The 12,317-nt window shown below is 42.3% G+C and carries 13 protein-coding genes and 1 tRNA gene; 10 read left to right on the top strand and 4 right to left on the bottom strand.

Translation table 11 applies throughout. The annotated features are described in order from the left end of the window. Together SKC38_RS01115 and SKC38_RS01110 are read left to right on the top strand one after the other, a co-directional pair. Complete coding sequence (locus tag SKC38_RS01115; protein ID WP_377974360.1) at positions 1 to 1,254, top strand: nucleotide sugar dehydrogenase; 1,254 nt, start codon at positions 1 to 3, stop codon at positions 1,252 to 1,254. Position 1,255: 1 nt separating this feature from the next. After that, positions 1,256 to 1,726, top strand: a complete 471-nt coding sequence (locus SKC38_RS01110; protein ID WP_377974358.1) for a UpxY family transcription antiterminator — start codon at positions 1,256 to 1,258, stop codon at positions 1,724 to 1,726. Positions 1,727 to 1,843: 117 nt separating this feature from the next. Here the strand turns inward: SKC38_RS01110 and SKC38_RS01105 are convergent, their stop codons facing one another. Then, positions 1,844 to 2,107, bottom strand: coding sequence for a Txe/YoeB family addiction module toxin (locus SKC38_RS01105; RefSeq protein ID WP_377974356.1), 264 nt, complete (start codon positions 2,105 to 2,107; stop codon positions 1,844 to 1,846). After that, positions 2,098 to 2,298 carry a DUF2683 family protein gene (locus tag SKC38_RS01100; protein WP_377974355.1) on the bottom strand — a complete coding sequence of 67 codons (201 nt, stop codon included), beginning with the start codon at positions 2,296 to 2,298 and terminating at the stop codon, positions 2,098 to 2,100. Before SKC38_RS01100 ends, SKC38_RS01105 begins: the two co-directional genes overlap by 10 nt. Positions 2,299 to 2,592: 294 nt before the next feature. On the opposite strand from SKC38_RS01100, the gene SKC38_RS01095 reads away from it, so the two are divergent. Beyond that, positions 2,593 to 4,032: a capsule assembly Wzi family protein gene (locus SKC38_RS01095; RefSeq protein ID WP_377974353.1), complete on the top strand. Its 1,440-nt coding sequence runs from the start codon at positions 2,593 to 2,595 to the stop codon at positions 4,030 to 4,032. Here SKC38_RS01095 and SKC38_RS01090 read toward each other — a convergent pair. Further along, positions 4,029 to 5,264, bottom strand: coding sequence for a nucleoside recognition domain-containing protein (locus SKC38_RS01090; protein ID WP_377974352.1), 1,236 nt, complete (start codon positions 5,262 to 5,264; stop codon positions 4,029 to 4,031). The two genes, SKC38_RS01095 and SKC38_RS01090, sit on opposite strands and share 4 nt — an antisense overlap. A 46-nt stretch (positions 5,265 to 5,310) precedes the next feature. Here SKC38_RS01090 and SKC38_RS01085 point away from each other — a divergent pair, with 46 nt between their 5' ends. The 4 genes from SKC38_RS01085 to SKC38_RS01070 all read left to right on the top strand — a co-directional run bounded on the left by SKC38_RS01085 (position 5,311) and on the right by SKC38_RS01070 (position 9,249). Continuing rightward, complete coding sequence (locus tag SKC38_RS01085; RefSeq protein ID WP_377974350.1) at positions 5,311 to 5,979, top strand: M15 family metallopeptidase; 669 nt, start codon at positions 5,311 to 5,313, stop codon at positions 5,977 to 5,979. Between the two features lie 96 nt (positions 5,980 to 6,075). After that, on the top strand, positions 6,076 to 7,530 hold the full coding sequence (locus tag SKC38_RS01080) for a TolC family protein (RefSeq protein ID WP_377974349.1): 1,455 nt from the start codon (positions 6,076 to 6,078) through the stop codon (positions 7,528 to 7,530). Positions 7,531 to 7,716: 186 nt separating this feature from the next. Beyond that, positions 7,717 to 9,099, top strand: coding sequence for an efflux RND transporter periplasmic adaptor subunit (locus SKC38_RS01075; protein ID WP_377974347.1), 1,383 nt, complete (start codon positions 7,717 to 7,719; stop codon positions 9,097 to 9,099). 76 nt (positions 9,100 to 9,175) lie between these two features. Next, a tRNA-Asn gene (locus SKC38_RS01070) sits at positions 9,176 to 9,249 on the top strand. 39 nt (positions 9,250 to 9,288) lie between these two features. Here the strand turns inward: SKC38_RS01070 and SKC38_RS01065 are convergent. Next, positions 9,289 to 9,651, bottom strand: coding sequence for a MerR family transcriptional regulator (locus SKC38_RS01065; RefSeq protein WP_377974345.1), 363 nt, complete (start codon positions 9,649 to 9,651; stop codon positions 9,289 to 9,291). A gap of 107 nt (positions 9,652 to 9,758) precedes the next feature. On the opposite strand from SKC38_RS01065, the gene SKC38_RS01060 reads away from it, so the two are divergent. The 3 genes from SKC38_RS01060 (at position 9,759) to SKC38_RS01050 (ending at position 12,305) form a co-directional block, all read left to right on the top strand. Next, on the top strand, positions 9,759 to 10,574 hold the full coding sequence (locus SKC38_RS01060) for an SDR family oxidoreductase (RefSeq protein ID WP_377974344.1): 816 nt from the start codon (positions 9,759 to 9,761) through the stop codon (positions 10,572 to 10,574). Positions 10,575 to 10,710: 136 nt separating this feature from the next. After that, positions 10,711 to 11,436, top strand: coding sequence for a hypothetical protein (locus tag SKC38_RS01055; RefSeq protein ID WP_377974342.1), 726 nt, complete (start codon positions 10,711 to 10,713; stop codon positions 11,434 to 11,436). 14 nt (positions 11,437 to 11,450) lie between these two features. After that, positions 11,451 to 12,305: an alpha/beta hydrolase gene (locus tag SKC38_RS01050; RefSeq protein ID WP_377974340.1), complete on the top strand. Its 855-nt coding sequence runs from the start codon at positions 11,451 to 11,453 to the stop codon at positions 12,303 to 12,305. The last annotated feature ends 12 nt before the right edge of the window (positions 12,306 to 12,317 follow it).

The following is a 12,317-nucleotide window of genomic DNA, read 5'->3' as shown; positions in this document are numbered from 1 at the left end:
ATGAATCCATCGATTGCGATAATAGGTTTGGGCTATGTGGGATTCCCACTGGCTGTGGAGTTTGGGAAGATTTATCCGACCTTGGGTTTTGATATCGACGCTTCGCGCATTGATGAATTGAAGTCGGGAGTAGATCGTACCCAAGAGGTTAGTGCGGGCCAATTAGCTGAATCGAAAAATTTGCGTTTTTCTTCACAAGTGGCGGATTTAGCGACTTGTAATACCTTTATTGTTACGGTTCCTACGCCTATTGATCATTTCAAAAAGCCTGATTTGACTCCTTTGCTAAAGGCATCTGAGATGATCGGTAAGGTCTTGAAAGAGGGTGACGTGGTGATTTATGAATCCACGGTTTATCCAGGTTGCACGGAGGAAGATTGTGTGCCGGTGTTGGAAAAACACTCGGGATTGGTCTTTAATCAGGATTTTTTCTGTGGTTATTCGCCAGAGCGCATTAATCCTGGCGATAAGGTTAATACATTAACGAAGATCAAAAAAGTTACGTCAGGTTCTACGCCGGAAATTGCGGAGTGGGTGGATCAATTATATAAATCGATTATCGTCGCTGGCACGCACAAGGCCTCATCGTTAAAAGTTGCTGAGGCGAGTAAAGCGATTGAAAATGCTCAGCGCGATGTCAATATTTCCTTTGTTAATGAGCTTTCCTTAATCTTTGATCGGATGGGCATTGACACGACCGAGGTTTTAGAAGCTGCGGGAACCAAATGGAATTTCTTGAATTTTAAGCCCGGTTTAGTAGGCGGCCACTGTATTGGGGTCGATCCATACTATTTATTGCATAAATCGGAGAGTTTGGGCTATTATCCGCAGGTTATTCTATCCGGCCGACGAGTTAATGATAACATGGGAATTTTTGTTGCCAATAAGTTGGTCAAATTACTCATTCAAAAAGGAAAGAAAATCGGCGGTGCCAAAACCTTAATGTTGGGCATCACGTTTAAAGAAAACTGCCCGGATATTCGAAATTCGCGGGTGGTAGATATTTACAAAGAGCTGTTTGATTTCGGTATGGAAGTGGATGTTTATGATCCTTGGGCGAATGCCAAAGAGGTTAAACATGAGCATGGTATCAGTCTTGTTTCGGAATTAGGTCAGGCCTATGATGCCATTGTGTTAACAGTGGCGCACCGGGAATTTTTGGATCTCGCCTTTGGCGAATTGAAAGCCAAAGATGGGGTGCTTTTTGATATCAAATCAATTTTAGATAAATCCATCGTAGACGCTCGATTATAAGATGGCCTGGTATGCGGTTTACACGAAATCTCGCACAGAGAAAAAAGTGGCCTTACGTTTAAAAGAGGCAGGAATCGAGGCCTATTGCCCCGTAAATAAGCGCGAAAAACAGTGGTCGGACCGACGAAAAGTCACCGAGGAGCCTCTTTTTCGTTCGTACGTTTTTGTCAATATTGATTTAGAGAAACAAAGCGCAACGGTTCGTCGGACCCTAGGCGTTGTCAATTTTGTCTATTGGTTACAAAAGCCAGCCGTCATTCAAGACGATGAGATTTTGGCGATCCAACAATTTTTATCGGAGCATGCAGCCGTTGAGGTATTTGGAAATACGCTTCAAGTAGGTGATTTTATTACCATTGATGCGGGTGCCTTGAAAGGCCAACAAGCGGAAGTGATGGGGATTAAAAATCGGCACGAAGTGCGATTACGTATTGACTCCTTGGGATTTGAGTTGGTGGCGAGGGTGGAGTAATTCCCATATTGTAGAGACGCGATACCTCGCGTCTGTTTGCCTTTTATGTCATTTACGCATCAGCCGATAGTCCGCAGGGAAATAGTACGTAGTATAGATGCCGCGATTCTCTATTATTCACGATAAATAATGCCCCCTTAAACTCAATATAAGTATGGAATTGTTGGTTATCTCGTAAATGATTCGGTGTTTAGCATTGATACGTCTGGACCAACAACCCGCAAGTTGAAATCGAAGTTTTTCAGGTTTCCCGATTCCCCTAAATGCGTCTTGTTGTATGGAATCTAATAAAGCTTCAATCCTTTTTAATATCAATTTCTGGCCTGTGAACTTCCAATACTCCAAATCTAATAGCGCTTGTGGTGATAGTATTATTTCCACAACATTTCCGGCGTAAATTTGATAAAATTGCCCTCTTCAATATTACGTTTTCCATCGAGAACCTTTTCAACAATTGCCGGATCATATTTTGAATCTAATTCTTCATATGGGATATTGTTTTCGCGTAGCCATTGAGTCAAGGCTAATCGCTGTTTTTTATCCTTTGGAAAGATTTGGATTCTTCTTTTCATAATCAAATGTAACGTTTTTTTGGTTTTATGAGCTAGCATTTTGTAGTGGTTAAGGTTGTTTGACAAATGTACTTTATACTTCATTTGTGGTCAATTCGATAATCGAATTCGTTATAAATAATCAGTATGTTGGTTAACCGTTTGTCAGAATTGTAGAGATGTGATAATCGCGTTAATATGTTAAGAAAGATGCGAGGTATCGCGTCTCTACATATTGCACACACTCTAAGTCTATCGCGTCTCCACAGATTTCTTAATTCTTTTTTCGTATTTTGCAGGCCTAAAACCGATTTCATGCGTCTTTGCGCCTTCATATTTGTATTGTTGCTAGCCTTCGGCGCTCAAGCGCAGGAAAAAAAAGAACCCAGCATTGAGTTAGGCATGGGATTAACTTCGGGAACCTACACCCCATTCTGGTTGCGCGCAAATCAATATGGAGCCGTACCAACCAAAGAAAGTTATGCTACCGCAGGGGTGTCATTTGGTGATTTTTTCAAAGTAAATAAGCGTACAAGTTGGGGTTATGGTGTTAAAGCTTTGGTTAATTTAACCGAAACCAAAGCTGATGTGTTGTTGCAAGAGGCTTATTTGAAAGGCAAATTTGGCATATTTGAATTACAAGCGGGTCGCAAGAAACAAATCCAAGGATTAGGTGACTCGACGCTCAGTTCGGGATCTTATATTTGGTCGGGCAATGCGCTTCCTATGCCCATGATTAATCTGGTTGTCAACGACTATTGGGCTCCTAAATTTATTAATGGCGTTGTCGGTTTTAAGGGTAATTATGCACACGGGTGGTTTGAAAACCAACGAAGCGATGTGGCAGATTTTTATTTGCATCAAAAGTCATTTTATGGCCGATTAGGCAAGCCCAATTGGTTATTTAAATTTTACGGTGGATTTAATCATCAAGTGCAGTGGGGCGGAACATTAAAATATGCCGATCCCTATAATATCGCGGCACGTAATGGGAAGATTGTAACGGGTTTGAAAGAATACATCTATATGATTACGGGCCAAAGTATGAACGTAGTAGGCGGAGATACCGCAACATATGGTGTCAATGATGGTTGGAATCGATTAGGCAATCACCTCGGTTCTGTGGATATTGGAATGGAAATAGATTGGAAAAAAGCCAAAGTATTTTTCTATCGCCAAAGTATTTATGAAGACGGATCGCTGTATTATGGAAATAATATTACCGACGGTTTGCATGGGATTGCATTCACAAGAAAGGCAGATCAAGGTATATTGAAACTTGTTGTTGAATATTTTAATGCGACATCTCAAGGCGGTTCTGGTGGCGCTGGCAATATTGGGATTTTAAGAGGCCAAGATAATTATCAAAATAATAGTGTTTATCGCGATGGATGGACCTATATGGGTCACGGGATAGGAACGCCGCTCATGACTTTGGACTCTGAAACAGACCTCTCTCCAGGGAATGCTGTGTATTTCGATAACAGTCGGGTTGAAACTTTTTATGTTGCCGCGAGTGGAAAATGGGGCGAAAATGAAATTCTGATCCGAGGGAGTTTATCCAATGCAATTGGATCCTACGGAAATGAATATACCAATGCCCTCAAGCAGGTATCTGTTGGTGTGCAATGGCAACGACCTGTCCAATTGATGGGATATGATGCACATTTGAAGGCGTCGCTTGGCGCCGACAAAGGTCTTTGGAAACCGGATGTTATCGGCGGAAATGTCTCTTTGGTTTTGCCTTTGAACTAGCCAAAGAACAAATAGCTCACCCAAATCGCAGTGGCGATTCCAACAAAATCTGCGAACAAGCCCGCCCACAAGGTGTATCGAATATTGCGCACCTGAACAGATCCGAAATACAAAGCCACGACGTATAAAACGGTTTCAGCAGAGCCTTGGAATACACAGGATAGGCGCCCCACAAAAGAGTCAGATCCGAAAGTTTTCATCGTATCAATCATCATCGCGCGCGATCCACTGCCACTCACTGGATGCAACAAGGCGGTAGGCATCGCATCCACCCAGCGGTTGTCGATGCCCGACAAATCCACCAAGTATTTGATTCCGTCAACCATATAGCCCAAAACGCCCGAATTACGCAGGCAAGAAATCGCGACTAATAGCCCCACTAAATATGGAATGACTTTCACGGAAGTCTCAAATCCGCCTTTAGCGCCCTCCACAAACGTTCCGAAAATGTCAATTTTCTTGCGCATTCCCGCGGCAATGAAAGAGAAAATCAGCAAGAATAGAAAGCCATTCGAGAAGACTTTAGACTGCATTTCGATGGCCTCTTTGGGTAAGGAACTGAAGTACCACAAGATGGCTCCGAGAAAGGCGGTTAGGCCGGCCAACCAGGCGAAAAGTACAGGTTCTAATAAGTTGATTTTTTGTTTGATGGATACAAAAATCAGACCCGTAATTGTCGTCGCATAAGTTGCCATGAGGCAAGGAATGAAGATATCAGAGGCGTCTTGCGCTCCATAAATGGCCCGTTGGGCCATAATACTCAAAGGAATCAATACAGGGCCTGCGGAATGCAGTACCAAAAACATGATTTGAGAATTGGAGGCCGTATCTTTATCGGGGTTTACTTCTTGTAAACTCTGCATCGCTTTCAGACCAAAAGGCGTCGCCGCATTGTCTAAACCCAATAAATTGGCTGAAAAATTCATGATCATTTGCCCGTGCACCGGATGGTCTTTGGGAATTTCCGGAAACAAACGGGTGAAAAAGGGTCCGATGCGTTTGGCTAAAAATTGAATCGCTCCCGCCTTCTCTCCTACTTGTAAGATGCCCATGAAAAAAGTCATAACACCTGCCAAAGGCAAGGCAATTTTCATGACGGCTAGTTCAGCGGAATCGAACATGCCATCCACGAGGATTTTGAATATTTCGGCATTCCCAAAGAAGAGATATTGAATGATTGCGACTACAAATGCCACACCGAAGAATAAAAACCAAATCCAATTTAATGCCATAGGGTCGAGGAAATTTGGTTAAATTTAGGCAAAATCTCCGATTATTATGCGCACGATTGCCTTAGTCCTCCTCACCTTTGCTGCTTGGGCACAAAAAACGACGTGTTCGTATGAGCTTGCCATGGAAAAACAAGGTTTGCTTGAGGTTACATCCAATGCCCCCGGGGTTTTGGTGGAATTGAAATATGGGACGGCGGATAATTTCATGGGCAAGGATGTTTATGGTTGTCTGCGACATGCCTATGTGCAAAAACCGGTTATGGCGATGCTTCAACAAGCGCAGGCTGCCCTAGAAAAGAAACACCCAGGTTTTCATTTATTGATTTACGATGCCGCACGTCCCCTTTCCATTCAATGGGTACTTTGGAATACGCTAACGCAATATCCGCCTTCGGAGCGCCAAAAATACGTGGCGGATCCTAAGCAACATTCCATTCATAACTATGGATCTGCTTTGGATTTAACGGTGGCGGATGCGAACGGAAAGCCCTTGGACATGGGAACGAAATATGATTTTTTTGGCGATTTGGCCTATCCTTCCAAGGAGCAGGTGTTTTTGGCATCAGGCCAACTAAGCCAAAAAGCTTATCAAAACCGATTGATTTTGCGGGAAGCCATGCAAGCAGCGGGCTTTATGCGGATTGAATTTGAGTGGTGGCATTTTAATGCTTTTTCACGTGCGGAGGCGAAACGCCGTTTCCCTGTTGTGCAGTAATCGCGGATTTTATCAGCGACTCTTGCCGTTTATCCAAAAATCAAACTTGCACAAAACGCATTTGTGTATTATTGTGAACTAATTCTATCGACGCCTATGTCTATTAAAAAATACCTTTCGCTTACCTTGTTGGCAGGATTGTCCTGGGGAGCTCACGCGCAGACTGCCATTCAAGGCAATGCGCAGGTGGTTCATTTGAGTTTAAGCCAAGCCGTGGACATCGCGCTGCAGCATAATTTGACGGTGAAGTCTTATGAGGTGAACTTGAAGAATGCGGAGTTGACGTACCAACAAGCGAAATACAATCAATTGCCATCTTTGGGGGGAAATATTAATCAAGCGGCGAGTTTTGGTCGGTCGATTAACCCGTATACCAATGGTTACGATTCTCGGAATATCAATTACAACAACATCGGTTTGAATGCCAATATGACGCTTTTTAATGGTGGCCAGTTGCGTAATACGGTTTTGCAAAATGAGTTTTCACTGAAGGCGACGCAGCAGGATTTGCAATCGATGCGCGAGAATATTGCTTTGCAGGTGGTGCTTTCTTATTTATCCATTTTGAATGCGGAGGATCAATTATCGATTGCCAAAGCGCAGACGGAAATCACCAAATTACAAATTGAGCGTACGCAGAAATTAGTGACTGCAGGTACTTTGCCGATATCGAATGTTTTGGATTTGAAGGCACAATTAGCGAATGAAGAATCCAATGTCGTGTCTTTTCAAAGTACCTTAGACATCAACAAATTGACCTTGCAACAACTATTGAATGATTCGAGCATTCGGGCATTTGATTTGCAACGGATTCAAGTGCCGGTTCCTTCCTCGAAGGCTTATGATTTATCGGTCGATGCGATTTATGCCAAAGCCTTGGACATTCAGCCTTTGGTTCGTGCCGCGGATTTCCGTGTGCAAGGAGCCTCGAAAGGCGTGGATGTTGCGAAAGCCTTACGCCTCCCTACCCTATCGATGAGTGGAAGCTGGTCGGCGAATCAATCGAACGCATTGAAGTCGGTGGAATTATTAGGCACGCAAACGGTCAACTTAGGATCTGTAGCAATAGGAGGAACGAATTATCCGGTTTCAACGGTACAGCCGAAATATGGCGAGGGAACGACGGTGGCGTATTTTGATCAATTAAATAATACGCAGAATAAGGTAGTTTCGTTGAATTTAAACATTCCGATTTTTGCCAAATATGCGAACCGCACGCGGGTAATGCAGGCGGGCTTGCAGAAGCAAAATGCAGAAATTGAGGCTGATCGTGCACGTTTGACTTTGCGTCAAAACATTGAGCAGGCTTATGTGAACATGGTGAATGCGGCGAATAAATATGAGGCATCTTCCCAACAAGTTTCGGCCTTGGAGGAAAGTTTCCGAGCGTCAGAGAGTCGTTTTAACGCGGGAACGATTGATTTTGTGAGCTATAATTTACAGAAGACGAATTTGGATAAGGCGCGTTTGGCCTTGATTCAAGTGAAATATGATTTTGTGTTTCGGACGAAGATTTTGGATTATTACCAAGGGAAGAGTTTGACGTTTTAGTTAAGAGCTAAGAATGAAGAGGTAAGAGTTTAGAAGTAAGAGTGAAGAGATGTGGCATAAGAATTTTTTATAACCCTAGGTTTTAACCTAGGGACCCTCAGAGGAAAAGCTGAGTATATTTTAAATGAAAAAATTAAACAACCTGACTAGTGACTATTGACTAGCGACTGACTAACAATTAAGATTATGAATAACAAAAAAACATGGATGATCATCGCAGGTGTGGTGATATTGATTTTTGGAGGCTTGGCTTTGGCGAAGAAGATGGAGTGGATTGGGAAGGCGGAGCCTACGGAGGTGGAATATGCCAAAGTCCTAAAAGGTACGATTGTAGAGAAGGTTTCTGCTTCAGGTAAGATTCAGCCGGAGGTTGAGGTGAAAGTGTCGCCGGATGTGTCTGGGGAGATTGTATCCTTGAAAGTTGCTGAGGGAGATTCTGTCGTTGCCGGTCAGGAATTATTGAAGATTCGTCCGGACAACTATGTGTCTTTGTTAGCACGTGCGGAGGCGCAGGTGAATGCGATGAAGGCTAGTTCAGAGCAGAGTAAGGCGGTATTAGCACAAAGCGAAGCCCGATTGAGCAAGGCGAAAATAGACTTTGATCGGAATAATCGTTTGCACAATGATAAGGTGATTTCGGATTCAGATTTCGATCAGTTCCAGTCGGCCTATCTAGTCGCCAAACAAGATTTAGAAGCGGCGAAGGCGAATGTGAAGGCGGCCAACTTCAACGTAAAATCTGCGGAGGCAGCGTTTAAAGAGGCGAAGACAAACTTAACGAAGACGACGATTTATGCGCCACAAAGTGGGATTATTTCGAAGTTGAATGTGGAATTGGGTGAGCGCGTGGTAGGAACTTCACAGATGGCGGGAACGGAGATGTTGCGCATCGCGAATTTGAATAACATGGAAGTGCGTGTGAATGTGAATGAGAATGACATTACGCGGGTGAGTTTGGGTGATACGGTATTAATCGATGTAGACGCATTCTCTTCGTCTGAGCGCAAGTTTAAGGGCGTGGTGTACGAAGTGGCTAGTTCGGCAAATTCGTCGGGTACAGCGCAATCTGTTACGACGGATGCGGTAACGGAATTTGAGGTGAAGATTCGCGTGTTGCGCAGCTCTTATGCGGATTTGATCCAAGGAAAATTATCGTATCCTTTGAAGCCAGGCATGACGGCATCGGTGGAGATTTTGACAAATACCAAAACGAATATTTTAACGGTGCCTTTGTCGGCGGTAACCACACGCGAATTAGGTGCACCAGCGGAAGCAAAAGAAGGCGAAGAGAAGCCAGCAGATGGAGCAGCGGTAACCACACAGGACGATGCGAATGCGGCGAAGAAACGTAAGGAGAGCACGAAAGAGGTGGTATTTGTGGAAGAGAAAGGTAAGGCTAAGCAAGTCGTTGTGAAGACGGGAATATCAGACTTTGAGAACATCGAGATTATCTCGGGCTTGAAGGAAGGCCAGGAGATCATTTCGGGTCCTTATGCGACGGTTGCGAAGAAGTTGAAGGATGGTGAAGTCGTGAAGAAAAAGGAGGCCAAGAAAGCGGATAAGAAATAATTTCAAAAAAAATGGGGGGCAATCTTGCATTTAATGAATTGTCCCCCTATTTTTGCAGTCCCAATAGGAACAAAATTCCTTCTTAGCTCAGTTGGTTAGAGCACATGACTGTTAATCATGGGGTCCCTGGTTCGAGCCCAGGAGAGGGAGCAAGCCGATCAGAAATGATCGGCTTTTTTGTTTTTTATCTTAGCACCTATCATTTAACACATCACCCTTGAAATGAAGTATCTGTTTCTTCATTTCCTTTATCTCCTTCAACTTTTGGTCTAAAGAAATCAACTTTTCATCAAGTATTTCCAGTTTTTGTGCTTTGCTATATTTTTGGTTATACCATGCATCAATCATTAGACCTATTTCCTTGATGGTAAACCCCACCGATTTGGCATCATGGATGAACTCCAATTTTTCAACGGTCACCTCATCGTAGTGATAGTAATTATTCGATTTAACCGTTTCATTTTGTTTGCCTTCAATCAAGCCCGACTTTTCATAGAAGCGGATGGTATGCGCAGAAAGCCCCGTTCTTTTAGATAGTTCATTTATAAGCATGTAACAAATATAGAGGATTAAAAATAAATGTCAACCATAGACTATGCTCTAATGTTGTAGGTTTGGAATTATGACAATAGATTTGCTCAAAATCAAACAATTAAAGGATGAATAAGAACATTTTAATTACCGGGACGTCTAGTGGCATAGGAAAGGCAACTGTTTATGAATTCGCTAACAGGGGCTGGAATGTGATTGCTACCCAACGAAATCCGGAAACCGAAACAGATTTCAATCAGTACCCCAATGTAAAATTATACGCATTGGACGTAACTAACCTAGCAAGTGTTCAAATGGCGATGTCGTTTGCGCAAAAGGAGTTTGGTAAAATTGATGTGGTTGTGAACAACGCAGGTTACGGCGTAGATGGAACTTTCGAAGCCATGTCAGATGAAATTATTGAAAAACAATTTAATACGAACGTCTTCGGATTAATGCGTGTCACAAGGGAAGCGATTCAAATGATGAGACCAAAGGGAGGCGGAACTATTATTCAAATTTCTAGTATGGGTGGTAAAATTACCTTTCCCCTTTACAGTATATACCATGCGACTAAATTTGCAGTTGAAGGCTTTACAGAGTCCTTACATTATGAGTTAAATCAATTTAATATTAAAATGAAACTCATCGAACCAGGTCCAATTGTGACAGAGTTTTATGGAAGAAGTCGTCAGTTTATTAAACCTACTGACACCAATCAATATGACAGGTTTATTCAAAAGTTTAATGAAGCGGCAGAAAAAGTAATGAAAGACGCCGAAGGCCCAGAAGTGGTGGCCAGAATGATCTTTAAGTCTGCAACTGACAATAGTAATCAAATTCGTTATGCTGTAGGTAAACCAGGCCCCATGCTGTTAATGCTAAGAAAGATACTTTCGGATAAGTGGTATTTTTGGATGGTGAGGAAAAGTTATAATCTTTAAATGTATAAGCCGACCACCCTTGGTCGGCTTTTTTGTTTGTTATTTGTTCCCTTTTCCTTTTTGGGAACATGTTTATTCGATGTCACATTTGTCGCTTGATCGGAATAAACTATCTTGATTCTTGAAGTTTACACACATGGAAAAACAGGTAAAAAAATTGCGCTTTGATTTATCAGGCTATTACTTTTTCGGATTAATCCTGTTGGTATGCCTGGGTTTTTGGCCATCGTATTTTGCCAAATTTTTCAATGGAACGGCCAACTTCTCCTACTATTTTCATTTCCATGCCACGGTGCTTATTCTTTGGATGAGCTTGTTGATTATCCAACCGATTTTAATTCGGAAAAAGCAAGTAGCGCTTCATCGCTTGCTTGGAAAAATAAGCTATCTGCTGATTCCCCTGATCTTTATTTCGATCCTATTGTTAACCCATTCGCGCATACCTCATCAAGGGCCGCTGACGGATAATGATTTAGTGGGGGCGTTTAATTCATGCAAGGATTTGGTCATTTTGGCGACCGCTTTTTTCATTGCGATTCGGTACAAAAAGGATTACCAATTACATGCGCGGGGAATGATTGTGACAGGTTTGGCATTCATCGAACCGGCCTTTATTCGCTTTGCCTTTCGGGTGATTAGCGACCCATTTGTGGCCTATTTGACCACGATTTTTACGCTTTATGTGGTTTTTCTCCTGATCATTTATTGCGAACGTAAACAAGCCAAAGCGCGTTGGGTATTTCCGTTGATCGTAGGCCTTTATATGATTGCGCATGGAATGGTCCTGTTTGATATACTGTATTTTCCCTTTTGGCGCGATTTCGTATTTTGGTTTTCGCATGTACCAATAACTACAATTTAATTTACCCAACGACTATGAAACACATTTGCTTCTTTTTTGTCCTCTTGTTTGCTCATTCGATGTATGCGCAATACCCTTTGACGAAAGACTTAACGGCAAAGTTTGATTTGACCTCGAAATACAATAATAAAAAATACACGCTAGAAGTATCATTGCCTGTAACCTATGATGTCAATAAAAAATATCCCGTGTATTATATTTTAGATGGGTATTACGCGGGATACATAGCACATGGGGCGCATCGATTTCTTCAGCTAGACAATTCAATCGAAGATGTGGTTGTTGTAACAATTTCGGGGCCTGAAAAAACGCCAAGTGAATGGATCATTAACAGGTGGCCGGATTTTTCATTTTCACGTGACACGATAAACGATGTGAAACAAGCAAAAATGTTTAATCTACCCGCAGGGAGCACCGTTTCAGGAAAAGGGGAACTGTTTCTACAGACCCTAAGCAATCAAATACTTCCCTTTATCGAGAACAAATACAGTTTCAATGGGAAAAGGGGGATATCTGGGCATTCCATGGGGGCACAATTCGTGGCTTATGTCATGTTTAAAAAGCCAAACATGTTTGAGCGTTTTGGTATAAACAGCTCATTTCAAGGGCTTTGGCTGTCCAATGAGATTAGACATATTGAAAAATCATTTGCAGAAACAAACAAAGACTATCAAGCAAAAGTATATTTTTCATTTGGCAGCTTTGAACCCAAAGAAATGATTGAAGATATTCGATATTTTGATGGTCAATTAACAAGTCATTACAAAAACATCGAAACCAAATTTGTTGAATTTGCCGATGAAACCCATGCGTCGGTCATCCCGCTTATGTTGAATAAATGTATGTGGTATTTGTATAAAAAGAACTAATCTAAACAGCTA

The organism is Aquirufa echingensis, assembly GCF_042714525.1.
GTDB classification, from domain to species: Bacteria; Bacteroidota; Bacteroidia; order Cytophagales; family Spirosomataceae; genus Aquirufa; species Aquirufa echingensis.
The sequence above is the reverse complement of the archived record's forward strand: the minus strand, read 5'-3'. Positions and strand labels throughout refer to the sequence as shown.